Origin of the sequence: Streptomyces sp. NPDC101152 (genome assembly GCF_044768275.1) — a bacterium.
GTDB lineage: Bacteria > Actinomycetota > Actinomycetes > Streptomycetales > Streptomycetaceae > Streptomyces.
The window spans coordinates 25,177-47,445 of sequence record NZ_JBIWPO010000002.1 but is presented as its reverse complement, the minus strand read 5'-3'; the positions used below and the strand labels follow the sequence as shown (position 1 = coordinate 47,445).

The window sequence follows — 22,269 nt, the reverse complement described above, 5'->3', positions numbered from 1 at the left end:
CAGGAGGTCAGTGGTCGTGCGGGCCCGGGCGGTGGACAGGGCCGTGGGCGTCGTCGCAGTGGTCGGCGGGGTCCGTGGGAGGGCCGGAGGGCGTGGTGATCTGGAGCAGGGTTCCGGAGGCGGCGTCCGTGCCGCGGTGGTCGACCTGGAGGGTGGTGTGCGTGATGGCGTAGTCGCGGCGCAGCAGGTCCTCGAGGTCGCGGCGCACGGCGTGGCAGTCGCCGCCGGGTTCGACCAGGACGTGCGCGGACAGCGCCGCCTGGCCCGAGGTGATCTGCCAGACGTGCAGGTCGTGCACCTCCACCACGGCCGGCTGGGCGACCAGTTGGTCACCCACGGCGTCGGGGTCCACGTCCGCCGGCGCGGCCTCCAGGAAGATCCGGCCGGACTCCCGCAGCAGCCCGTACCCGGCCTTCACCATGAGCGCGACGACCACCAGCGTGGCGATGGGGTCGGCCCGGTCGAAGCCGGTCAGCACCACGACCAGCGCGGCGACGGCCGTACCGACGAAGGCGAACAGGTCGTTGAGGATGTGCTGGTAGGCGCCCTCGACGTTGAGCGAGGAGCGGTTGGCCCGGGACAGGCACCAGGTGGCGACCACGTTCACGGCGATCCCGGCCAGCGCGGTGCCGAGCATCAGCCCGCCCTGCACGTCCGGCGGGCTGATCAGCCGGTGCACCGCCTCGTACGCCAGCCAGGCTCCCAGCAGGAGCAGACTGAGCCCGTTGGCCTGGGCGGAGAGGATCTCCGCCCGCTTGAGGCCGTACGTGAACCCGCCGCGGGCCGGGCGTGCGGCCAGCCGCATGGCGATCAGCGCGAGGACGATGGAGACGGCGTCGGTGAGCATGTGCGCCGCGTCCGAGATCAGGGCCAGCGAGCCGGCCATGATGCCGACGACCACCTCGACCGCCATGAAGGCGGCGATCAGGGCCAGGGCGGTGCCGAGCCAGCGGCGGTCGGCGTCCGCCGACACCCCGTGGGAGTGACCGGCGTGCCCGCCCCCGCCATGCCCGTGGTCATGGCCGTGATCGGGGTCGTGGTCGTGATCGCTCATGTCGTACGTCTTCCCCCCTCGTGGCGGTGCCTCGTCCGAAGTCAAACGCATGGTCACGGCAATCGCCAAAGGCTGCACCGGTGACCGTTGTCATCTCGGTTAACGAGGGCTTGACCTGCGCAGATATCTGATCTTGCGGACAGCTCTACGCCTGCGCCGGGTACGGCACGACGTTCACGTGCAGCGTGAAGACGACCCGGGCCGCACCCGCCACGTCCGGGGCCTTCGCGGTCGCGGTGATCTGGGCCGTGCCGCCCCGGGTGCCCGCGGAGCGCAGGGATGCGTGGGCGGACCCGTCGGCGTCGGTGCGCCAGCCGGAGACGACCACGAAGACGGGCGCGGAGCTGTTCACGGCCGTCCAGCGCTTGTCGTCGACGCGGGGCCGCAGGAGGAGGGTCACGACGGTTCCGGGACGGACGCACAACCGCCGCTCCACGGGGTCGCCCGGGGCGACGGTGACCTGCGTGTGCCCGGCGACGCAGTGCGCCGGGGACGCGGGGCCTGTCGGGGACGGCGAGGGGTTCGCGGAGCCACTGGCGGAGGGAGGCGTGGGCGACCCGCTGGAAGGGCTTGCGGAGGTACCTGCACTCACGGCCGGGGCCGACGAACCGCTCGGGGACCCGCTCGCCGAGTGCTGCGCCTGCCCGCCCCCGCCCCCGGACGTCCCGCACGCCGCCAGGGCGACCACCCCGATCACCGCCCACGCTCCGGCCCACCACCGCATCCCGGCACCTCCCGTCCTCCAGTCAGGATGCATCAGCATGCCTCGCAAAGAGGATGCCTCGGCAAGGGGTTCAGCCGCCGTCCCGGCCCCCGCTTCCCGGGGCTCCCCTCCCCGGCACTCCCCCCACCGTGAAGCCGATGACCGAGCCGCCGCCGTCGCGCTGGGAGGCGAAGGGGGCGCCGCCGTGGGCCATGGCCACCTCGCGGACGATGGACAGGCCGAGGCCGGAGCCGGGGAGGGAGCGGGCGTCGGCGGCGCGGTAGAAACGGTCGAAGATGCGGATGAGGTCGGCGTCGGCGATGCCGGGGCCACGGTCGAGGACCTCGACGCGGACCGTGCCCGGGCGGGCGGGGCCGGAGACGGCGATCTCGATGGGACCGTTGCCGTCGCGGTCGAACTTCGCCGCGTTCTCGACCAGGTTGGACAGGGCCCGCGTGAGCATGCCCGGCCGCCCGTCAGTCGTCGTGTCGCCGCTCGCCCGTACCCTGACGTCCCGCCCGGTACGCCGTCGCGCGAGCCCCGCGACGTCCTCGGCGATGTCGACCAGGTCCAGCCGCTGCGGCGGCTCCGTGTCGGACTGACCGGCCGCGAGATCGACCAACTCGTTGACGAGATCGGTCAGTTCGCGGGCCTCCTGGGCGAGGTCGGCGACCAGTTCCTCGCGGGTCATCGGCGGGAACTCGTCGATCCGGCGGAGCAGGGAGATGTTCGTGCGCAGGGAGGTCAGCGGGGTGCGGAGTTCGTGCCCGGCGTCCTGGACGAGGCGGCGCTGGTCCTCCTCCGACTGGGCGAGGCGGCCCAGCATGCGGTCGAAGGCGCGGCCGAGGCGGCCCACCTCGTCGTACCCGGCGACCGGCACCTCGATGCCGAGCTGCCGGGTGCGGGCCACGTCCTCGGCGGCCGAGGTCAGGATGATCAGACGGCGGGTGATGCGCCGGGCCAGCCACCAGCCGAACAGTCCGGCGGCGGTGACGACGATGGCCATCAGGATCAGCGTCCGCTGCTGCAGCGCCCGCAGCAGGTCCTCGGTGTCGCTGAACTCCTGCGCCACCTGCACGGCACCCCGGCCGTCGCCGAGGGACACGGTCGCGATGCGGTAGACATCCGTGTCGACGCCGACGTCCTTGTGCTCGACGATCTGCGCCGGCGTGGTCGACACGGCTATCGCGCGGTCCGCGGCCGTCACCGGCAGCGCGGGGCTGCCGGCGTCGACGACCTTGCCGTCAGGGCCCAGCACCTGCACGTCCGTCCGGGCCGGCCGCACGATGTCGTGCCCCGGCGCGGAGGACGAGAAGTCGTCCGGTGTCATCCGGTGCCCGCGCACCTCGTCCCGCAGGTCCTGCACGACCTGGTCGAACACGGACTCCTGGTCCACCCGCACCAGCCGTGCCGCCGCGTTGTACGACAGCACGCCGACCAGCACGGTCACGACGGCCGTGACCGTCGCGAACGACACCGCGAACGTGGTGCGCAGCGACACCAGCCCGGGCCGCCGCCTGGCCAGCAGCCGCCGGAGCCGGCCCACTCAGTCCTCCCGCAGCACGTAACCCACGCCGCGAACCGTGTGGATCAGGGCGGGCGCGCCGGGCTCGTCGAGCTTGCGGCGCAGGTAGCCGACGTAGACGGCGAGGTTCTTGGAACCGGGGCCGAAGTCGTAGCCCCAGATCCGGTCGTAGATGGTGGAGTGGTCCAGCACGATCCCGGCGTTGCGGACCAGGAGCTCCAGGAGCTCGAACTCCGTACGGGTCAGCTCCAGCTCGCGCTCCCCGCGCCAGGCCCGCCGTGCCTGTACGTCCATCCGCAGCCCCGCCGCCTCGATCTGCCGGTCGGAGGACTGCGGCGCCTCCCGCTGCGGCGCGTCGGCCTGGGCGCCGTTCTCCGAGCTGCTGCGGCGCAGCAGGGCGCGCAGGCGGGCGAAGACCTCGTCGACGTCGAACGGCTTGACCACGTAGTCGTCGGCGCCGGCGTCCAGGCCGGCGATGCGGTCCGCGGTCTCCACGAGGGCCGTGAGCATCAGGATCGGGGTGCGGTCGCCCTCGGCGCGCAGCACCCGGCAGACCTGGAGGCCGTCGATGCCGGGCATCATCACGTCGAGGACGAGCACGTCGGGCGGGGTCTTGTGGGCCTGCGCCAGTGCCTCGACGCCGTCGGCGACCGCGGTGACCTGGTAGCCCTCCAGGCTCAGGGCGCGCTCCAGCGCGTGGCGGATGGCGCGGTCGTCTTCGGCGAGCAGCACAGTTTGGGGCACGTACCCAGTCTGCCAAGGCGGCCGACGGTTCCGCCGAAGTCCATGGACCGACGATCACCCTTTTTACCGGCCTCTCACCGTCACAGACGCAACCGGAAGGGTACGCCTACCGTCTTCTCACCGTCGCCGAGGCGGCCCCGCCGGATTCCCTGATCCACTGACCCCGGCGCGTCAGCGCCCGCCCCGCACTCCGCCGGGCGACAAGGCCGCCAGCCGTTCCGCGAAGGGGACCACCTCCAGGTCGTCCGTGGGCCGGCGGGGCTTCGGCAGGCCCGTCATCAGCCGTGTCAGCTCGCCCGCCGCCCGTTCGATCCGGGCGTCCAGGCCCTCCGCGCCCCAGTCCTCCGAGGCCGCGTACACCCCGGTCGGGACGACCACCGCACGCAGGTACGCGAACAGCGGGCGCAGCGCGTGTTCCAGGACCAGCGAGTGGCGGGCCGAGCCGCCGGTCGCCGCGATCAGCACCGGCTTGCCCTCCAGCGCATCCTTGTCGAGGACGTCGAAGAAAGACTTGAACAGGCCGCTGTAGGAGGCCGAGAACACCGGCGTGACGACGATCAGTCCGTCGGCCGACGTCACGGCGTCCTGCGCGGCGGCGAGGGCGCGGCCCGGGAACCCGTTGGTGAAGTTGTGCGCGATCTCCACGGCGAGGTCGCGCAGCTCGACCACCTCGACCTCGACGGAGGTCTGCCGGCCCACCGCCGCTGCCAGCCGGTCGGCCAGCAGCCGGGTGGACGACGGGACGCTCAGCCCCGCCGAGACGACGACGAGCTTCATATCGAGGCCTCCTCCTTCTCGGTGTTCTCGGTGTTCTGGGCGTTCTGGGTGTTCTGGGTGGCGGCGAGCAGGGACGCGTGCGTCGGCGCCTCCGGCACGTCCGCCGGGCGGCCCGCCGCGAACTCCTTGCGCAGCACCGGCACGACCTCCTCGCCGAGCAGGTCGAGCTGCTCCAGCACGGTCTTCAGCGGCAGCCCGGCGTGGTCCAGCAGGAACAGCTGGCGCTGGTAGTCACCGGCGTACTCCCGGAAGGACAGCGTCTTCTCGATGACCTCCTGCGGGGAGCCGACGGTCAGCGGGGTCTGGTCGGTGAAGTCCTCAAGCGAGGGCCCGTGGCCGTACACCGGCGCGTTGTCGAAGTACGGGCGGAACTCGCGCACCGCGTCCTGCGAGTTGCGGCGCATGAAGACCTGGCCGCCGAGCCCGACGATCGCCTGTTCCGGCGTGCCGTGCCCGTAGTGGGCGTACCGGGTCCGGTACAGCTCGACCATGCGCTTGGTGTGGTCGGCCGGCCAGAAGATGTTGTTGTGGAAGAACCCGTCGCCGTAGTAGGCGGCCTGCTCGGCTATCTCCGGCGAGCGGATCGAGCCGTGCCAGACGAACGGCGGGACGCCGTCCAGCGGGCGGGGCGTGGAGGTGAAGCCCTGCAGCGGGGTGCGGAACCGGCCCTCCCAGTCGACGACGTCCTCGCGCCACAGGCGGCGCAACAGGGCGTAGTTCTCTATCGCCAGGTTGATGCCCTCGCGGATGTCCTGCCCGAACCAGGGGTAGACCGGGCCGGTGTTGCCGCGGCCCATCATCAGGTCGACCCGGCCGTCGGCCAGGTGCTGCAGCATCGCGAAGTCCTCGGCGATCTTCACCGGGTCGTTGGTGGTGATGAGGGTCGTGGAGGTGGAGAGGATCAGCCTCTCCGTCTTCGCCGCGACGTACCCGAGCATGGTGGTCGGCGACGAGGGGACGAACGGCGGGTTGTGGTGCTCGCCGGTCGCGAAGACGTCCAGGCCGACCTCCTCGGCCTTCAGGGCGATGGCGACCATGGCCTTGATGCGCTCACGCTCGGTCGGCGTACGCCCCGTCGTGGGGTCCGGCGTGACGTCGCCGACGCTGAAGATCCCGAACTGCATGGTCGCTCACCCTCCAAGTTGTTGACGGTTCAACTATACCCGTCCAACGGGGACCGGGCCCCCGGTATTCCGCTCTTCGCCAGACCACCAGACCGCCAGACCGCCAGTCCACTGTTCCGTGGATTGTCAGTGGGCCGTCCTACGATCCCGACATGGCCACCCCACGCCGTGACACCCGAGGCATCGTCGGCGCCGCGGACTTCCTCTCCCGCGTGGACTTCCGCCGCCCCGACGCCGCCGAACCGCTGCGCGCGCACGTCGAGCACTACTGGCTGATCGACTGGGACCTCCCCGAGCCGTACGTCTCGCACGTGGTCCCGCATCCGGCCGTCCACATCGTCTTCCAGCGCTTCGAGGGCCAGGAACCCTTCGTGGAGGTGGCCGGCGTCCAGCACGGGCTCTTCACGCAGAAGCTGGAGGGACGCGGCAGGGTGTGCGGCGTCAAGTTCCGGCCGGGCAGCTTCCGCCCCTTCGCACCGGACCGGCCGGTGAGCGCGTGGACGGGCCGCCGGGTCCTCTCCCCCGAGGTCTTCCCGGACACCGACCTCGCCGCCGTCCTCGACCCCGACGACGAGACGGCCCGCACCGCCGCCCTCGACGCCTTCCTCCTCGCCCTGGACCCGCGCCCCGACCCCCAGGCCGAGCTGGCGACGACCCTCGTCGAACGCGCCCGCACCGACCGCGGCATCCGCCGCGTCACGGAACTCGCCCGCAGCGAGGGCATGTCCGTCCGCCTGCTCCAGCGCCTGTTCGCCGGGTACGTCGGGGTGGGCCCCAAGTGGGTGATCCTGCGCTACCGCATCCACGAGGCCCTGGAACGCGCCGAGTCCGCGCAGGACAAGACCGACTGGGCCGCCCTCGCCGCCGACCTCGGCTACGCCGACCAGGCCCACCTGGTACGGGACTTCACGACGACAGTGGGCGTACCACCGACGGCCTACGCGGCACAGGGGGGCGGCGTGGGCTGACCCGGCTCTGCCGGTTCCGGTCCACCGTGCCACCGCTCCACACCGTGTCGAGCGCCGGCAGCACCTCCGACGGCGCGCCGCAGCCGTACCCGAAGGTCGATGCGCTCGCCCATGTCGTCCGCCGCCCCCGTAAGAACCCTCCGCCTGCCCCGCTCCTCACTCCCGCGCCGTGGACGTACCGATGTACCTCCCGCGCGACGCCCCTGGGCGAACTCCATCAGGTGACGGCACGCATGACAGGCTGATGCCATGCTCGTCGCCCGCTCCGCCGCCCTGTTCGTCCTCGCCGCCCTCTTCGAGATCGGCGGCGCCTGGCTGATCTGGCAGGGCGTCCGCGAACACCGCGGCTGGCTGTGGATGGCCGGCGGCGTCCTCGCGCTCGGCGCCTACGGCTTCGTCGCCACCTTCCAGCCCGACGCCCACTTCGGCCGCATCCTGGCGGCGTACGGCGGCATCTTCGTGGCGGGTTCGATCCTGTGGGGGGTGGTGGCGGACGGGTACCGGCCGGACCGCTGGGACATCACGGGGGCCGCGGTCTGCCTGGCGGGCATGGCGCTCATCATGTGGGCGCCACGGAACGGAGGGTGACCCGGCGCCTATCCTTGCCACGACGAACCCGCACGCCGAACCCCGCCGAGGAGCAACCTGATGGCCCCGTCCCGCATAGCGATCGTCACCGGCGCCAGCAGCGGAATCGGCGCCGCGACCGCCCGCCGGCTCGCCGAGGCCGGCTACCGCGTGGTCCTCACCGCCCGCCGCGAGGACCGCATCGAGGCGCTGGCCAAGGAGCTCGACGAGGCGGGACACAAGGCGACGGCCTACCCGCTGGACGTGACGGACCGCACCGCGGTGGACGAGTTCGCCACCGCCTTCAAGACCGTCGACGTCCTCGTCAACAACGCCGGCGGAGCCCTCGGCGCCGACCCGGTCGCCACCGGCGACCCCGCCGACTGGCGCACGATGTACGAGACGAACGTCATCGGCACCCTGAACGTCACCCAGGCCCTCCTGCCCAAGCTGGTCGCGAGCGGCGACGGCACGGTCGTCGTGGTCTCCTCCACCGCCGGCCTCGGCACCTACGAGGGCGGCGCGGGCTATGTCGCCGCCAAGCACGGCGAACACGTCCTCGCCGAGACCCTCCGCCTGGAGATCGTCGGACAGCCGGTACGGGTCATCGAGATCGCGCCCGGCATGGTCAAGACCGACGAGTTCGCGCTGACCCGCTTCGGCGGCGACGCGGAGAAGGCGTCCAAGGTGTACGAGGGCGTCGCCGAACCGCTGACCGCCGACGACGTGGCCGACACCATCACCTGGGCCGTCACCCGCCCCCACCACGTCAACGTCGACCTCCTGGTCCTGCGCCCGCGCGCCCAGGCGTCGAACACGAAGGTCCACCGGGATCTGCGATGACCGACGACGCGGAACGGCGGCGCCTCGCCCTGGAGAAGAAGCGAGAACGGTACGTCTGGTACTACCTCGCCTACTTCCTGTTCGGCATCCACATCGTCGCGTTCGTTATGATCTACGCGGTGCTGCACGCCAAGTAGGCATAGAGTCACAGCCTGTGGACAGACACATACCGTTCGACGCGCTGCACAACTTCCGTGACCTGGGCGGCTACACGACCCCCGACGGCCGCCGCGTCCGCCCCGGGCTGCTGTACCGGGCGGACTCGCTGGGCAAGCTGCGGCAGGGCACGGAGGACTGGACCCGCTTCCTCTCGCTGGACGTCCGCACGGTCGTCGACCTCCGCCACCCCTGGGAGATCGAGAAGCGCGGCCGCGTCCCGGAGGACGCGTCCTTCAGCTACCACAACCTCAGCATCGAGCACCGGCCCTACAACCAGCCGGCGTTGCCCCCGGAGCTGGACCCGGGCCCGTACCTGGCGGAGCGGTACATGGAGGTGGCGGAGGACGGCACGAAGGAGCTCCGCCGGGCACTGGAACTGGTCGTGGCCGCGGCGGAGTCGGCGGAGCCCCTGGTCTTCCACTGCGCGTCCGGCAAGGACCGCACGGGCCAACTGGCCGCGCTCGTCCTTTCCCTGCTGGGCATCCCGGACGAGACGATCATCGAGGACTACAGCCTCACCGAACTCGCGACCCCGGCGATGCTGGCGGCCTGGACGGCACGGGAGGGCCACGCACCGACCTGGCTCGGCTTCGGCCGCGCCCCGGCCACGGTCATGCGCACGTACCTCGCCGCCATGAACGCCCGCTACGGCTCGACCGAGAGCTACGTGACACGGGAACTGTCCCTGGACGCCTCGGAGTTGGCGTCCCGCCTCCGCACGTCCCTCCTCGAACCCCGCCCCACCACCTGGGCGCCCCTGACCTACCGCAGGGCGACCCCCGCCGACGCCCGCACCCTGGTCCGCCTCCGCGACACGGCCGCCCTGCGCCAACTGGCGCGGGGCATCGACCAGTGGAAGCCCGGCGAGAAGGACGAGACCCACTTCCGCACCCGCATGCAGCAGGGCGAGGTCTGGCTGGCCTACGCGGACTCCCACCAGACCGGCGCCTACGAACTCTGGTGGGACGACCCGGCCGCCTGGGGCCCCCGCCCCGCCGACGCGGGCTACATCCACCGCCTCATGACGGTCCCCCACACCTCCCCACCCGGCACGGGCCGCCACCTCCTGACCCACGCCGAGTCCCGCATCACCGCACAGGGCCGCCCCTACGCCCGCCTGGACTGCCTCGCCTCCAACCCCCGCCTGCGCACGTACTACGAGTCGGCGGGCTACCGGGTGGTGGGCGAACAGCAGGCGAAGGACGGCGGGACGGGCAGCCCGTACACGGTGACACTGCTGGAGAAGCGGCTGAAGGACTGACTCAGCCCTTCACGCAGACGACCTGCTTGAGCTTCGCCACGACCTCGACGAGGTCCCGCTGCTGGTCGATGACCTGCTCGATCGGCTTGTAGGCACCCGGGATCTCGTCGACCACGCCGGAGTCCTTGCGGCACTCCACGCCCCGCGTCTGCTCCTCCAGGTCCTTCGTGGAGAAGCGGCGCTTGGCCGCGTTGCGGCTCATGCGCCGACCCGCGCCGTGGGACGCCGAGTTGAAGGCCTTCTCGTTGCCGAGACCCTTCACGATGTACGAACCCGTGCCCATGGAACCCGGGATGATGCCGTACTCGCCGGAGCCCGCACGGATCGCGCCCTTGCGGGTGACGAGCAGGTCCATCCCGTCGTAGCGCTCCTCCGAGACATAGTTGTGGTGGGCGCTGATCTCCGGCTCGAAGGTCGGCTTCGCCTTCTTGAACTCCTTGCGGATCACGTCCTTCAGGAGCGCCATCATGATCGAACGGTTGTACTTCGCGTACTCCTGCGCCCAGAACAGATCGTTCCGGTAGGCCGCCATCTGCGGGGTGTCCGCGACGAAGACGGCGAGGTCACGGTCGATCAGCCCCTGGTTGTGCGGGAGCATCTGAGCCACGCCGATGTGGTGCTCGGCCAGTTCCTTGCCGATGTTCCGGGAACCGGAGTGCAGCATCAGCCAGACAGAATCGGCCGTATCCGTGCAAACTTCAACGAAGTGGTTGCCGGATCCGAGCGTTCCCATCTGCTTTTCGGCGCGCTCGTGCCGGAATTTGACCGAGTCGGCCACTCCGTCGAACCGCCCCCAGAAGTCCTCCCACCCCGCCGTGCCGAACCCGTGCAGCCGCGCCGGGTCGACCGGGTCGTCGTGCATCCCCCGCCCCACCGGAATCGCCTGCTCGATCTTCGAGCGCAGGCGGGACAGGTCGCCCGGCAGGTCGTTCGCCGTCAGGGACGTCTTCACCGCGGACATGCCGCAGCCGATGTCCACCCCCACCGCCGCAGGGCACACAGCGCCCTGCATCGCGATGACGGACCCGACCGTCGCACCCTTGCCGTAGTGGACGTCCGGCATGACCGCGAGGCCCTTGATCCAGGGCAGGGTCGCGACGTTGCGGAGCTGCTGGAGGGCGCCCTCCTCGACCGACGCGGGGTCGGTCCACAGTCGGATGGGCACCTTCGCGCCCGGTATTTCCACGTACGACATATCGTCCTCATTCCCCCGTAAACCTGACAGAAGTCTCTCATCGCAAAACCGGCGCCAAGGTCGACGAAAGGGACAACGGACCGGCGTCCACGGCGTTGCGTGCGATAGACATTGTCTGCAGGGGTGCCCCCTGTGCGGCAAGCCAATAACCAGCGGGGACACTGGTGGACACCGGTGGACGCCCCACCGTCGAGAGGAGCCCGACCGTGCAGCGGAAGGCCTACGTACCCGGCGTCGCCGCGCTCCTCGCGGCGCTGCTGGCCGGCTGCACCGGTGGCTCCGGCGGCGGGACCAGGACGGACGACGCGAACCCGGGCAACGTCGGCTCGGCGACCGCGGCGGCCCAGCCCGGCAAGTACGACACGCTCCCGGAGCCGTGCAGCGCGGTCAGCCACCGCACCCTCGAGTCCCTGCTGCCCGGCATCCAGCAGATCACCGACCCGGACCAGAAGACCAGGGCGTACGAGGGCACCGCCGACCTCACCTACGACACGGACCGCAAGTCCGGCTGCCGCTGGAAGGTGGAGTCGACCGACGCGACCGACCATCTCTACGTCGACTTCGAACGGGTCGTGTCGTACGACAACGCGGTGAGCGACGAGGCCGAGGCGCAGGACCTGTTCGGGACGAAGCAGCAGGCGGCCGACCTCCCCTCGCCGACGGCGTCCGGTTCCGCCAGCTCCAGCCCCACTTCGGCGGCCACCCCGTCTCCCTCGTCGTCGTCCTCGTCGTCGTCCTCTTCCTCCTCCTCTGCCGATCCGTCCTCGTCCTCGTCCTCTTCCGCCACGCCCGCCGACCTCCAGCCCCGCGAGCTGTCCGGTCTCGGTGACGAGGCGTTCCTGAACGACGTGCTGAGCGGCTCCGCCTCGACGGCGCAGCAGCGCACGGTGACTGTGGCGTTCCGCACGTCCAACGTCATCGTGACCATCGAGTACGAGGAGCAGCCGGCCACCGTGGGCGTGGCGCCGGACAGCAAGGAAATGCAGGACAGGGCCCGGAAACTGGCCTCTCAGTTGGCGGACACGCTCGGCGGATAGGGGGTGTTCACCTCTCCCCCGCGCGTCTTCGCAAAGGTTTCAAAGCAAAACCGCACGGAGTCCTCACCGCGTACCGTGGCCCCTCGGACCCGATCCGACGCAAGGAACCACGAGTGTCATGAGTGAAGGAACGATGCAGCGACCAGCACAGCGAGATGAGCTCGACCAGCGAGAGAAGCGGGCGGGGCGCCTGGGCCGCGTCCTTGTCTGCGCGGCGGCGGTGCCCGTGTTGCTGGTCGTCGCCGGTTGCTCCTCGGGCTCGGGCTCGAAGGACGGTGGCGGCAAGGGGTCGGGGAGCGGCGGTGGTACGTCCTCGGCGGCGGGGTCGAGTGCTTCGCCGACGGTGCGGGCGGCGGCGTACCGGACGATTCCGGATTCATGCGGGGTGTTGTCGCAGAAGACGCTGACCTCGCTGGTGCCGAAGGCCGGCAGGTCCGGCAAGAAGGGTTCTTCGGACGAGGCGGGCAAGCGGGCGAGCTGTTCGTGGAGCAGCCTGGACAACAACGGGGTAAAGGGCTCGCAGTTCCGCTGGCTGAACGTGTCGTTGCTGCGTTTCGACTCGGATACGGCGCGGGGTGAGGGCGACCAGCTGGCGCACGTGTACTACGAGAAGCAGGTCAAGGACGCGCAGTCGGTGGCGGGCGCGCAGAACAGCAAGTCGCAGGCGGTGTCCGGAACGGGCGACGAGGCGACGGCGGTGCGGTACGACCTGAAGAAGAAGGAGGGTTCCTTCAAGCAGCAGACGGTCGTGGCGCGGGTGCAGAACGTCGTGGTCACGCTGGACTACAACGGCGCTGGTCTGGCCGGTGACTCGGCGCCGAGCGCGGACGATCTGAGCAGCCTGGCCCAGCAGGCGGCCAAGGAGGCGGTGGCCTCGGTGGCGGCGGCGAACGGTGGCCAGGGCGCCGGGTCCGGTGGCGGCTCGGGTGCGGGCACGGCGAAGCCGTCGCCGTCGGGTTCCGCGGCGCCGTCCGCGTCGGCGTCGAAGGCGGCGCAGTCCTCGGCGTCCCCTTCGGGCTCTCCTTCTTCCTCAGCGTCGAAGAAGAGCTGACTGTCACATCTGGACGCCGATTCGCAGCTCAGCACCGCTTTTTGAGGGAGCCCGGCCCCCTGTGGGGACCGGGCTCCACCAGTCCGGCCGTACGGCGGCCGCACACATGTGCCACCCTGTTGCGCGCAACAGCACGCTTTGGGAGGGGAGTACGGGTGGCCGCGCCACTGCAGCTGACTCGGATGCACCGCGTTCTCATCGGCGTGGTCGTGACCGGCGCCGTGATCATCGCCGGCATCGGCTTCGCCGGTTCGTACGCGGCGGTCCGCGAGTTGGCTCTCAAGAAGGGCTTCGGGAACTTCGCGTACGTGTTCCCGGTCGGCATCGACGCCGGTATCTGTGTCCTGCTCGCCCTGGACCTCCTGCTGACCTGGATCCGCATCCCCTTCCCGCTGCTGCGGCAGACGGCGTGGTTGCTGACGGCGGCGACGATCGCCTTCAACGGCGCGGCGGCCTGGCCGGACCCGCTGGGTGTGGGCATGCACGGCGTGATCCCGGTGCTGTTCATCGTGGCGGTGGAGGCGGCCCGGCACGCGATCGGGCGCATCGCGGACATCACGGCCGACAAGCACATGGAGGGCGTGCGGCTGACCCGCTGGCTGCTGTCCCCGGTGCCGACGTTCCTGCTGTGGCGACGGATGAAGCTGTGGGAGCTGCGGTCGTACGAGCAGGTCATCAAGCTGGAGCAGGAACGTCTCGTCTATCAGGCGCGTCTGCACTCGCGGTTCGGCCGGGCGTGGCGCCGCAAGGCTCCGGTGGAGTCCCTGATGCCGCTGCGGCTGGCGCGCTACGGCGTCCCGCTGGCGGACACGGCCCCGGCGGGCCTGGCGGCGGCGGGCATCGAGCCGGTGCTGCTGCCGCCGGCGCCCGCGCCCCAGATCGCCCCGGCGCAGGTCAACCGGGCCGTGGAGGCGCCGCCCGCTCCGCAACCGGCTGAGCAGCCCGGGTACGTCCCCGAGGCACCCGACCCGGAGGTGAACCCGTGGCTGCACGCCCGGCACCCCCAGCAGATCGAGTACCACGGCGACTACGACCCCAACTACGACCCCGAGCAGTACGCCCAGTGGTTCGCGGAGCAGCAGCAGGCCGAGCAGTACCAGGAGCAGTACCAGGAAGAGCCCTCGATGGAGGAGACGGGGAGCTTTCCCATCCCGGTGAGCGGCAACCGCACCCGCGAGCTGGGTGAGGGCGGCGGTCCCCCGGAGCCGACCGAGGACGACTACTACCAGGTCTTCCGCGAGACGACGAAGGGCGGGAACGGCGCGCCGACCCCGCGCGGGTTCATCGCCGACGTCGAGGCGACGTACGGCGTGAGGCTCGACGAGGCCGAGTCCAAGCGCATGGTCAACCGCTTCTCCAACCGTCTGAACGCGGAACTGACGGACGAGCACATCGCCTGACGTCAGAGACAAAGGAGAAGGGGCCCTCGGCAGAGGGCCCCTTCTCCTTGCCCACCGTCTACTCGCCGAGCAGGTGCCGCACCCGCTCCTGCCCCACCGCGAGGAGCAGCGTGGGCAGGCGCGGGCCCGTGTCCCGGCCCACCAGCAGGTGGTACAGGAGCGCGAAGAACGTCCGCTGGGCCGTCTTGATCTCGGCCGGCAGTTCCTTGGGCGTGGCGTCGGCCGAGAAGCCGGCCTGCACCTTGGGCACGCCGTAGACGAGGTGGGTGAGCCCGTCCAGCGACCAGTGCGAGGCGAGTCCGTCGAGCAGCAGCCGCAGGGACTGCTGGGAGGCCTCGTCGAGGGACTTCAGCAGCTCGGCGTCGGGCTCGTCGCGGACGATGGTGCGCTGGTCGGCGGGGACGTGGGTGTTGATCCACGCCTCGGCCTTGTCGTACCGCGGCCGGGCCTCGTCCAGGGACGCGAGCGGGTTGTCCGGGTCGAGCTCGGAGAGGATCCGCAGCGCCTGGTCCTCGTGTCCGGCGGTGATGTCGGCGACCGAGGCGAGCGTCCGGTACGGCAGCGGTCGCGATGTCGTCGGCAGCGCACCGGCCGCCGTACCCACCGCGCGGGCGTGCGCGGCGACGTCCGCGGGCAGGGCGGAGCCGTCGGCGACCTTGGCGTCGAGCTTGTCCCACTCGTCGTAGAGCCGCTGGATCTCCTGGTCGAAGGCGATCTTGAACGACTGGTTGGGGCGGCGGCGGGCGTAGAGCCAGCGCAGGATCTGCGGCTCCATGATCTTCAGGGCGTCGGCGGGCGTCGGCACACCGCCCCGGGACGAGGACATCTTCGCCATGCCGCTGATGCCGACGAAGGCGTACATCGGCCCGATGGGCTGCTTGCCGCCGAAGATCCCGACGATCTGCCCGCCGACCTGGAAGCTCGAGCCGGGAGAGGAGTGGTCGACGCCGCTCGGCTCGAAGATGACGCCCTCGTAGGCCCAGCGCATGGGCCAGTCGACCTTCCAGACCAGCTTGCCGCGGTTGAACTCGTTGAGCCGGACGGTCTCGGAGAAGCCGCAGGAGGTGCACGCGTAGGTCAGCTCGGTGCTGTCGTCGTCGTAGGCGGTGACGGTGGTGAGGTCCTTCTCGCAGTTGCCGCAGTAGGGCTTGTACGGGAAGTAGCCGACGGAGCCGGAGGAGGAGCCGTCGTCCTCGCCGGCCGCGCCGGAGCCCTCGGCGGCCTCCAGCTCGGCCTCGTCGACCGGCTTCTGGGACTGCTTGGCCGGGGCCTTCTTGGTGCGGTACTGGTCGAGGATCGCGTCGATGTCGGCGCGGTGCGCGACGGCGTGCAGGACCTGGTCCCGGTAGACACCGGCGGTGTACCGGGCGGTCTGGCTGATCCCGTCGAACTCCACGCCGAGCTCGGCCAGCGACTCGATCATCGCGGCCTTGAAGTGCTCGGCCCAGTTCGGGTACGACGACCCCTTGGGCGCCGGGACCGAGGTCAGCGGCTTGCCGATGTGCTCGGCCCAGGTCTCGTCGACCCCGACGACACCGGCCGGCACCTTGCGGTAGCGGTCGTAGTCGTCCCAGGAGATGAGGTGCCGCACCTGGTGTCCGCGGCGCCGGATCTCGTCGGCGACGAGGTGCGGGGTCATGACCTCGCGCAGGTTGCCGAGGTGGATCGGGCCGGACGGCGACAGCCCGGAGGCGACCACCACGGGTTTGCCGGGGGACCGACGCTCCGACTCCTCGATGACCTCGTCCGCGAAACGGGAGACCCAGTCGGTGGTCTCGGTGCTCTGGCCCACGATCGGCACGTCCTTCTTTCTGACCTGGGGCAGCCGGTACGGTCGCACGGCTGGCGTCCCATTCTCCCAGACGGGATCGCGCCCGGGAAAACCCCTTTACCCCCCGTGGAATACTGGTTGGGACTATCCATCCCCACGAGGAGAACGGCACCCCTTCCTATGGCCTCGGTCACGTCCCTCAGCGACTCCGTCCAGCAGCAGCTCGCGTCCGCCCTCTCGGCCACCCTGCCGGAGGCCGCCGGTGCGGACCCGCTGCTGCGACGCAGTGACCGGGCTGACTTCCAGGCGAACGGCATCCTCGCCCTCGCCAAGAAGGCCAAGGCCAACCCGCGGGAGCTGGCGACGCAGGTCGTCGCGCAGATCGTGACCGGCGACGAGCTGATCAAGGACGTCGAGGTGTCAGGGCCCGGCTTCCTGAACCTCACGATCTCCGACCGGGCGATCACCGAGAAGCTGGCCGCCCGGTACGCAGACGGCGACCGTCTTGGCGTGCCGCTGAAGCAGGACCCGGGCATCACGGTCATCGACTACGCCCAGCCGAACGTGGCGAAGGAGATGCACGTCGGCCACCTGCGCTCGGCGGTCATCGGCGACGCCCTGCGCGGCATGCTCGACTTCACGGGTGAGCAGACCATCGGTCGGCACCACATCGGCGACTGGGGCACCCAGTTCGGCATGCTCATCCAGTACCTGTTCGAGAATCCCGGCGAGCTGGCCCCCGCGGCCGACGTCGACGGCGAGCAGGCCATGTCGAACCTGAACCGGGTCTACAAGGCCTCGCGGGCGGTCTTCGACTCCGACGAGGAGTTCAAGGAGCGGGCCCGCAAGCGGGTCGTCGCCCTGCAGTCCGGCGACAAGGAGACCCTCGACCTGTGGCAGCAGTTCGTGGACGAGTCGAAGGTCTACTTCTACTCGGTCTTCGAGAAGCTCGACATGCGGATCCGGGACGAGGAGATCGTCGGCGAGTCCGCGTACAACGAGGGCATGCCGGAGACGGCCCGGCTCCTGGAGGAGATGGGCGTGGCCGTCCGCTCCGAAGGCGCCCTGGTGGTCTTCTTCGACGACATCCGGGGCAAGGACGACCAGCCGGTCCCGCTGATCGTGCAGAAGGCGGACGGTGGCTTCGGCTACGCGGCCTCCGACCTGACGGCGATCCGCAACCGGGTCACCGACCTGCACGCGACGTCTCTGTTGTACGTGGTGGACGTACGGCAGTCGCTGCACTTCAAGATGGTCTTCGAGGCGGCGAGGCGCGCAGGCTGGCTGACCGACGCCGTGACCGCGCACAACATGGGCTACGGCACGGTGCTGGGCGCGGACGGCAAGCCGTTCAAGACGCGTGAGGGCGAGACGGTACGGCTGGAGGACCTGCTGGACGAGGCGGTCCAGCGGGCGGCGGAGGTCGTCCGGGAGAAGGCCCAGGACCTCACCGAGGACGAGATCCAGGAGCGGGCCGCACAGGTCGGCATCGGCGCGGTGAAATACGCCGACCTGTCGACGTCCCCCAACCGGGACTACAAGTTCGACCTGGACCAGATGGTGTCGCTGAACGGCGACACGTCCGTGTACCTCCAGTACGCGTACGCCCGTATCCAGTCGATCCTGCGCAAGGCGGGCGAGACGCAGCCGACCGCCCACCCGGAGCTCGAACTCGCCCCGGCCGAGCGTGCGTTGGGCCTCCACCTGGACGCCTTCGGCGACACGGTCTTCGAGGCGGCGGCAGAGTACGCCCCGCACAAGCTGGCGGCCTACCTCTACCAACTGGCGTCCCTCTACACGTCCTTCTACGACAAGTGCCCGGTGATCAAGCCGGCACCGCCGAAGGACGTCGCGGAGAACCGTCTGCTCCTCTGCGATTTGACGGCCCGCACGCTCCACCAGGGCATGTCGCTGCTCGGCATCAGGACGCCCGAGCGTCTCTGATCACATCCCGAACTCGCACCACACGACCTTGCCCGACTCGCGGTCCCGGACGCCCCACTTGTCACTCAGAGCGGCGACCAGCAGCAGTCCGCGCCCGCTTTCGGCCCCGGTGTCCCCGCTCTCCACGACGCGGGGCTCGCCGGGGCCGCTGTCGTGCACCTCGACGCCCAGCCCCGGCGAGACCCCAGCCGTTGAGCGTCTCCGCCGTGAACCTCCGCGCGGCCTGCACGGATCGGCGCTCGCGGCGGAAGAACCGCTCGCGCAGGGTGGGGAGTTGGATCGTGTCATTCACAGGACGAGAGTCGCGCAGAGTGACTAGTGTTGATCACTCCGTAAACCCGTACAGATCTTTTGTACGGGCTCGCACCCGGTGACGTACGCGTCCCGAGGGGGAGGGAGTCCTGCATGAGCGCCAGGAGGCCACCACGGCCGAAGAACCTCACGTCCATGAAGATGCTGGGCAAGCAACTGGGCGCCGCGCGCCGCGCCGCGGGCCTCACGCAGAACTCCCTCGCTGCGGCCGTCCGGGTCGACGAGGAGACCATCGCGTCGATCGAACAGGGCAGACGGGCGTTGAAGCCGGACCTGGCCGCGGCCCTCGACGACCTCCTCCAGACCAAGGGCACGCTGTCGGCGGGCGTGGCGAACCTCCCGGACATCGACCAGTTCCCGATGTGGGCGGAGCTGTACATGGAGCATGAGAGGGAGGCGATTGCGTTGTCCTGGTACGACAACGCGGTGCTCCCCGGTCTTCTCCAGACGGATGCGTATGTCCGCGCGGTGCTGCGCAACCGCGTCCCCGCGTACGACGAGACCGAGATCGAGACGCGTACGACCGCCCGTCTGGAACGCCAGGAGATCCTGCACCGCAGGAACCCGCCGACGTTGAGCTTCATCGTGTGGGAGCCGGTGCTGCGCATGCGCATCGGCGGGGCCGAGGTGCGGCGCGAACAGCTTCGGCACCTGCGGATGGTGGCTGAACTGCCTTGCGTGTCATTGCAGTTCCTGCAGCTGGACAGTCCATACAACGCGGGTCTGAACGGCCCCTTCACGCTACTCGAAACACCGGACCACCAGCACCTCGCATATACCGAGTCGCAACGCGGCAGCCAGTGGGTTTCCGACGCAGATGAGGTGTCCATCCTCGCGCGCAAGTATGCGATGCTGCGGACGCAGGCTCTGACCACCCAGGACTCCATGGGCCTGCTCGACCGCCTGCTAGGAGACGAATGAGCACCGAATCACTGGAGTGGTTCAAATCGAGCTACAGCGGCGACGAAGGCGGACAGTGCGTCGAGGTAGCCACCACCGCCCACACCATCCACATCCGCGACTCCAAGAACCCCGCAGACACCGGCCCCACCCTCCAAGTCACCCCGTCCGCCTGGGCCGCCTTCACGGCAAGTAGGTGACGAACGCGACCTGGTCAGTCAGCCCGGCCGAGATCCTTGCCGTAGCAGATCTCGACGTACAGACCCGTGCAGTACGCCGGGATCTCGTGGTAGCCGTGGCGGACGTAGAGCGAGCGGGCCTCGAGCAGGTCGAGGCGGGTGTTGAGGACCACCCGGGCGGCGCCGAGTAGGCGTGCCTCGCGCTCCAGCAGCTCCAGCAGGAGGCCGGCCCCCTTCTTGCCTCGGAAGGCAGGACGCAGGTAGACGCGGGTGAGCTCGGCGCACTCGGAGTCCAGCATCAGCAGCCCGCCACAGGCGGCGGCCTCGCCATCGAAACGACCCACGACGAACTGGCCCGTGGGCGGCCTGAGCAACTCCACGCCGTCGTTGGCCAGGCCCTGGTCGATCTCCTCAAAGGTCGCCCGTCGTTTCCAGTAGCGGCTGGCGACCTCGTCGTAGTAGTCACGCCGCAGGCTGGTCGCGTCCACTGTGTCGAAGGCTTCGGTAGCCAGCTCCCAGGTCATGACAGTCTTATAGCCGAGGTGCGCACTAGCTTTCCGCGCTGCTGAGCACCACGAGCCGCTGCGTCGCCCGGGTCATCGCAACGTAGTGGTCGACCGCTCCCTCGATGCCGTCCCCAAACCTCTCCGGGTCGACCAGGACCACCAGGTCGAACTCCAGGCCCTTGGAGAGTTCCGGGGTGAGGGAGCGGACTCGGGGCGTGGACGGACGGTAGGCCGGGGCGCCGATGACGCAGGCGATGCCGTCGGTGTGTTCGGCGAGCCAGGTGTCCAGGGTCGTGTCCAGATCGGTGGTCGGGCCGTGGGTGACCGGGATGCCGCCGCTGCGGATGGAGGTGGGGACGTTGGCGTCGGGGAGTGCGGCTCGGATGACCGGTTCGGCTTCCGCCATGATCTCCTGCGGGGTGCGGTAGTTGACGGTCAGGGAGGCCAGTTCGACGCGGTCCAGGCCGACGCGTTCGAGGCGTTCCCGCCACGACTCGGTGAAGCCGTGCCGGGCCTGGGCGCGGTCGCCGACGATGGTGAAGCTGCGGGACGGGCAGCGCGAGAGCAGCATCTGCCACTCGGCGTCAGTCAGTTCCTGTGCCTCGTCGACGACGATGTGCGCGAACGGGCCGGCGAGGAGGTCCGGTTCGGCGGCGGGCGGGGCGTCCGTGGGGACCAGGGAGTTCTGCAGGTCCTGCCCCTTCAGCATGGTCATGAGCATGCGCTGCCAGTCGTCGTCGGTCTGCTGCAGGTTCTCGGTGACCTGGGCCCGGTAGGCGCGTTCGGCGGCGACCTCGGCCTCGTGCCGGCGCCGGCGCCGGGAAGCCCCCGGATCGCCGAGCCGCTGCCGTGCCGCGTCCAGGATCGGCAGGTCGGACACCGTCCAGGCCTGCGGCTCGGCGCGCTGGAGGCGTCGTACGGCGTCCCGGTCGAGCCAGGGGGCGCACATGCGCAGGTAGGCGGGCACCGACCAGAGGTCGCCGACCAGGTCGGCCGCCTCGATCAGCGGCCAGGCGCGTCCGAGGGCCGCGTTCAGCTCGGCGTCCTGGCGCAGCGCCCTGCCGAACAGGTCGGGTGAGAGGTCGCCGTCGTACTTGTCGGCCAGGATCTCGACCAGCCTCTCCCAGACCTGGTCGCGACCCTCGTTGTGCGGGGTGCCGGGCTCGGGGGCGTCGAAGGCCTCGGTCCAGTCGGCGGCGGTGAGCGGGATGCCGACGTGGTCCACGGTGACCGTCAGGCCCTCGGTGGGCGGCTCCTCGTAGAAGCGGACGGCCTTCTCGACCGCCTTCACCAGGTCCGCGGACGCCTTCAGCCGGGCCACCTCGGGGTCGCTCTCCACGGCCGCGCTCTCCCCCTCGGCGACGAGGTCCCGCAGGACGCAGGTCTGCACGCCCTCCTCGCCGAGGCTGGGCAGCACGTCGGAGACGTACGCCAGGTACGGCCGGTGCGGGCCGACGAACAGGACGCCGCCGCGCCGGTGGCCCAGGCGGGGGTCGGAGTAGAGGAGGTGGGCGGTGCGGTGCAGGGCGACGACGGTCTTGCCTGTGCCGGGGCCGCCGTCGACGACGAGGGCGCCCCGTGAGCCCGCGCGGATGATGGCGTCCTGGTCGGCCTGGATGGTGGCCAGCACGTCCCGCATGCGCTCGGAACGGTTGCTGCCGAGGCTGGCGATGAAGGCGGACTGGTCGTCGAGCGCGACGTTGTGCTCCAGTTGGTCGGCGGTGAACACCTCGTCCCAGTAGTCGCTGATCCGCCCGCCGGTCCAGCGGTAGCGGCGGCGGCTGACCAGGCCCATCGGGTGGGCGTGGGTCGCCGCGAAGAAGGGCTCGGCGGCCGGGGAACGCCAGTCGACCAGCAGGCGGCGGCCCTCGTTGTCGGTGAGGCCGAGACGGCCGATGTAGACGGGGTGCTCGGGGTCGTCGGCCTCGACCATGCGTCCGAGGCAGAGGTCGAGACCGAAGCGGCGGAGGGTGCGCAGCCGTCCGTTCAGCCGGTGCACCTCGAGGTCGCGGTCCATCGCGGCCTGGCCGATCCCGCCGGGCGCCCTGAGTTCGGCGTCGAGGCGTGCGGACACCTCGGCGACCGCCTGCTCCAGGCTTGCGGCGATGGCGGCGAACTGCTGCTCGTCGCGGGCGATGAGCGTCGGGTCGGTCTTCGCGGAGAGGGTCTCGGAGAGGTCGAACGCAGACAAAGACACAGACACTTCCTGAATCCCCCATGTAACCGGCTTCTCGGCTTTGGCCTGCGAT

Annotated in this window: 21 protein-coding genes and 1 pseudogene; 11 read left to right on the top strand and 11 right to left on the bottom strand. The window is 70.4% G+C overall.

From position 1 onward, the window contains the following. Nucleotides 1-7: 7 nt before the first annotated feature. From ACIRVK_RS02740 to ACIRVK_RS02715, 6 genes are all read right to left on the bottom strand, one after another. Complete coding sequence (locus ACIRVK_RS02740; RefSeq protein ID WP_404243252.1) at nucleotides 8-1,054, bottom strand: cation diffusion facilitator family transporter; 1,047 nt, start codon at nucleotides 1,052-1,054, stop codon at nucleotides 8-10. A gap of 145 nt (nucleotides 1,055-1,199) precedes the next feature. Then, nucleotides 1,200-1,454 carry an acetyl-CoA synthetase gene (locus ACIRVK_RS02735; protein WP_404243250.1) on the bottom strand — a complete coding sequence of 85 codons (255 nt, stop codon included), beginning with the start codon at nucleotides 1,452-1,454 and terminating at the stop codon, nucleotides 1,200-1,202. A gap of 394 nt (nucleotides 1,455-1,848) precedes the next feature. Then, nucleotides 1,849-3,303 carry an ATP-binding protein gene (locus tag ACIRVK_RS02730; RefSeq protein WP_404243248.1) on the bottom strand — a complete coding sequence of 485 codons (1,455 nt, stop codon included), beginning with the start codon at nucleotides 3,301-3,303 and terminating at the stop codon, nucleotides 1,849-1,851. Continuing rightward, the gene (locus tag ACIRVK_RS02725; RefSeq protein WP_404243892.1) at nucleotides 3,304-4,014 is read right to left on the bottom strand and encodes a response regulator transcription factor; all 711 of its coding nucleotides are present in this window, start codon (nucleotides 4,012-4,014) and stop codon (nucleotides 3,304-3,306) included. Nucleotides 4,015-4,197: 183 nt separating this feature from the next. Next, nucleotides 4,198-4,803 (bottom strand): FMN reductase, encoded by a 606-nt coding sequence (locus tag ACIRVK_RS02720; RefSeq protein WP_404243246.1) that lies wholly within the window; start codon nucleotides 4,801-4,803, stop codon nucleotides 4,198-4,200. Beyond that, nucleotides 4,800-5,927 carry an LLM class flavin-dependent oxidoreductase gene (locus tag ACIRVK_RS02715; protein ID WP_404243244.1) on the bottom strand — a complete coding sequence of 376 codons (1,128 nt, stop codon included), beginning with the start codon at nucleotides 5,925-5,927 and terminating at the stop codon, nucleotides 4,800-4,802. The genes ACIRVK_RS02720 and ACIRVK_RS02715 overlap by 4 nt, the downstream gene beginning before the upstream one ends. Nucleotides 5,928-6,079: 152 nt before the next feature. Here ACIRVK_RS02715 and ACIRVK_RS02710 point away from each other — a divergent pair, with 152 nt between their 5' ends. From ACIRVK_RS02710 to ACIRVK_RS02690, 5 genes are all read left to right on the top strand, one after another. After that, on the top strand, nucleotides 6,080-6,895 hold the full coding sequence (locus ACIRVK_RS02710; protein ID WP_404243242.1) for a DUF6597 domain-containing transcriptional factor: 816 nt from the start codon (nucleotides 6,080-6,082) through the stop codon (nucleotides 6,893-6,895). Nucleotides 6,896-7,144: 249 nt separating this feature from the next. Continuing rightward, complete coding sequence (locus ACIRVK_RS02705) at nucleotides 7,145-7,483, top strand: YnfA family protein (protein ID WP_404243240.1); 339 nt, start codon at nucleotides 7,145-7,147, stop codon at nucleotides 7,481-7,483. A 60-nt stretch (nucleotides 7,484-7,543) separates the two neighbouring features. After that, a complete protein-coding gene (locus ACIRVK_RS02700) occupies nucleotides 7,544-8,305 on the top strand; it encodes an SDR family NAD(P)-dependent oxidoreductase (RefSeq protein ID WP_404243238.1) in 762 nt (253 codons plus the stop codon). Beyond that, nucleotides 8,302-8,442 (top strand): hypothetical protein, encoded by a 141-nt coding sequence (locus ACIRVK_RS02695; protein ID WP_404243236.1) that lies wholly within the window; start codon nucleotides 8,302-8,304, stop codon nucleotides 8,440-8,442. Before ACIRVK_RS02700 ends, ACIRVK_RS02695 begins: the two co-directional genes overlap by 4 nt. Before the next feature lie 17 nt (nucleotides 8,443-8,459). Next, on the top strand, nucleotides 8,460-9,725 hold the full coding sequence (locus ACIRVK_RS02690; protein ID WP_404243234.1) for a GNAT family N-acetyltransferase: 1,266 nt from the start codon (nucleotides 8,460-8,462) through the stop codon (nucleotides 9,723-9,725). 1 nt (nucleotide 9,726) lies between these two features. On the opposite strand, the gene ACIRVK_RS02685 is transcribed toward ACIRVK_RS02690, so the two are convergent. Next, on the bottom strand, nucleotides 9,727-10,920 hold the full coding sequence (locus ACIRVK_RS02685; RefSeq protein WP_404243232.1) for an RtcB family protein: 1,194 nt from the start codon (nucleotides 10,918-10,920) through the stop codon (nucleotides 9,727-9,729). Between the two features lie 206 nt (nucleotides 10,921-11,126). On the opposite strand from ACIRVK_RS02685, the gene ACIRVK_RS02680 reads away from it, so the two are divergent. The 3 genes from ACIRVK_RS02680 to ACIRVK_RS02670 all read left to right on the top strand — a co-directional run bounded on the left by ACIRVK_RS02680 (nucleotide 11,127) and on the right by ACIRVK_RS02670 (nucleotide 14,408). Further along, entirely contained in the window at nucleotides 11,127-11,957 is an 831-nt protein-coding gene (locus tag ACIRVK_RS02680) for a DUF3558 domain-containing protein (protein ID WP_404243230.1), read from the top strand. Between the two features lie 118 nt (nucleotides 11,958-12,075). Next, nucleotides 12,076-13,008, top strand: a complete 933-nt coding sequence (locus ACIRVK_RS02675; RefSeq protein WP_404243228.1) for a DUF3558 family protein — start codon at nucleotides 12,076-12,078, stop codon at nucleotides 13,006-13,008. A gap of 155 nt (nucleotides 13,009-13,163) precedes the next feature. Then, nucleotides 13,164-14,408, top strand: coding sequence for a DUF2637 domain-containing protein (locus ACIRVK_RS02670; protein WP_404243226.1), 1,245 nt, complete (start codon nucleotides 13,164-13,166; stop codon nucleotides 14,406-14,408). A gap of 58 nt (nucleotides 14,409-14,466) precedes the next feature. Here ACIRVK_RS02670 and lysS read toward each other — a convergent pair whose 3' ends face one another. Then, nucleotides 14,467-16,209 (bottom strand): lysine--tRNA ligase, encoded by a 1,743-nt coding sequence (gene lysS, locus ACIRVK_RS02665; RefSeq protein ID WP_404243889.1) that lies wholly within the window; start codon nucleotides 16,207-16,209, stop codon nucleotides 14,467-14,469. A gap of 150 nt (nucleotides 16,210-16,359) precedes the next feature. On the opposite strand from lysS, the gene argS reads away from it, so the two are divergent. Continuing rightward, nucleotides 16,360-18,123, top strand: a complete 1,764-nt coding sequence (argS, locus tag ACIRVK_RS02660; protein WP_404243224.1) for an arginine--tRNA ligase — start codon at nucleotides 16,360-16,362, stop codon at nucleotides 18,121-18,123. Here argS and ACIRVK_RS02655 read toward each other — a convergent pair. Beyond that, nucleotides 18,124-18,415, bottom strand: a pseudogene (locus ACIRVK_RS02655) (ATP-binding protein). It lies immediately after the preceding gene. 113 nt (nucleotides 18,416-18,528) lie between these two features. On the opposite strand from ACIRVK_RS02655, the gene ACIRVK_RS02650 reads away from it, so the two are divergent. Both ACIRVK_RS02650 and ACIRVK_RS02645 read left to right on the top strand, forming a co-directional pair. Continuing rightward, entirely contained in the window at nucleotides 18,529-19,356 is an 828-nt protein-coding gene (locus ACIRVK_RS02650; RefSeq protein ID WP_404243222.1) for a Scr1 family TA system antitoxin-like transcriptional regulator, read from the top strand. Further along, a complete protein-coding gene (locus ACIRVK_RS02645) occupies nucleotides 19,353-19,535 on the top strand; it encodes a DUF397 domain-containing protein (protein WP_404243220.1) in 183 nt (60 codons plus the stop codon). The genes ACIRVK_RS02650 and ACIRVK_RS02645 overlap by 4 nt, the downstream gene beginning before the upstream one ends. A gap of 14 nt (nucleotides 19,536-19,549) precedes the next feature. On the opposite strand, the gene ACIRVK_RS02640 is transcribed toward ACIRVK_RS02645, so the two are convergent. Together ACIRVK_RS02640 and helR are read right to left on the bottom strand one after the other, a co-directional pair. Further along, a complete protein-coding gene (locus ACIRVK_RS02640; protein WP_404243218.1) occupies nucleotides 19,550-20,038 on the bottom strand; it encodes a GNAT family N-acetyltransferase in 489 nt (162 codons plus the stop codon). 25 nt (nucleotides 20,039-20,063) lie between these two features. Continuing rightward, nucleotides 20,064-22,223 (bottom strand): RNA polymerase recycling motor ATPase HelR, encoded by a 2,160-nt coding sequence (helR, locus tag ACIRVK_RS02635; protein WP_404243216.1) that lies wholly within the window; start codon nucleotides 22,221-22,223, stop codon nucleotides 20,064-20,066. Nucleotides 22,224-22,269 lie beyond the last annotated feature (46 nt).

Bases quoted from the DNA above. Each gene is read 5' to 3' on its own strand.
- ACIRVK_RS02740 (WP_404243252.1), bottom strand. From the start codon at position 1,054: ATGAGCGATCACGACCACGACCCCGATCACGGCCATGACCACGGGCAT.
- ACIRVK_RS02720 (WP_404243246.1), bottom strand. From the start codon at position 4,803: ATGAAGCTCGTCGTCGTCTCGGCGGGGCTGAGCGTCCCGTCGTCCACC.
- ACIRVK_RS02715 (WP_404243244.1), bottom strand. From the start codon at position 5,927: ATGCAGTTCGGGATCTTCAGCGTCGGCGACGTCACGCCGGACCCCACG.
- ACIRVK_RS02710 (WP_404243242.1), top strand. From the start codon at position 6,080: ATGGCCACCCCACGCCGTGACACCCGAGGCATCGTCGGCGCCGCGGAC.
- ACIRVK_RS02705 (WP_404243240.1), top strand. From the start codon at position 7,145: ATGCTCGTCGCCCGCTCCGCCGCCCTGTTCGTCCTCGCCGCCCTCTTC.
- ACIRVK_RS02700 (WP_404243238.1), top strand. From the start codon at position 7,544: ATGGCCCCGTCCCGCATAGCGATCGTCACCGGCGCCAGCAGCGGAATC.
- ACIRVK_RS02695 (WP_404243236.1), top strand. From the start codon at position 8,302: ATGACCGACGACGCGGAACGGCGGCGCCTCGCCCTGGAGAAGAAGCGA.
- ACIRVK_RS02685 (WP_404243232.1), bottom strand. From the start codon at position 10,920: ATGTCGTACGTGGAAATACCGGGCGCGAAGGTGCCCATCCGACTGTGG.
- ACIRVK_RS02675 (WP_404243228.1), top strand. From the start codon at position 12,076: ATGAGTGAAGGAACGATGCAGCGACCAGCACAGCGAGATGAGCTCGAC.
- argS (WP_404243224.1), top strand. From the start codon at position 16,360: ATGGCCTCGGTCACGTCCCTCAGCGACTCCGTCCAGCAGCAGCTCGCG.
- ACIRVK_RS02650 (WP_404243222.1), top strand. From the start codon at position 18,529: ATGAGCGCCAGGAGGCCACCACGGCCGAAGAACCTCACGTCCATGAAG.
- ACIRVK_RS02645 (WP_404243220.1), top strand. From the start codon at position 19,353: ATGAGCACCGAATCACTGGAGTGGTTCAAATCGAGCTACAGCGGCGAC.
- ACIRVK_RS02640 (WP_404243218.1), bottom strand. From the start codon at position 20,038: ATGACCTGGGAGCTGGCTACCGAAGCCTTCGACACAGTGGACGCGACC.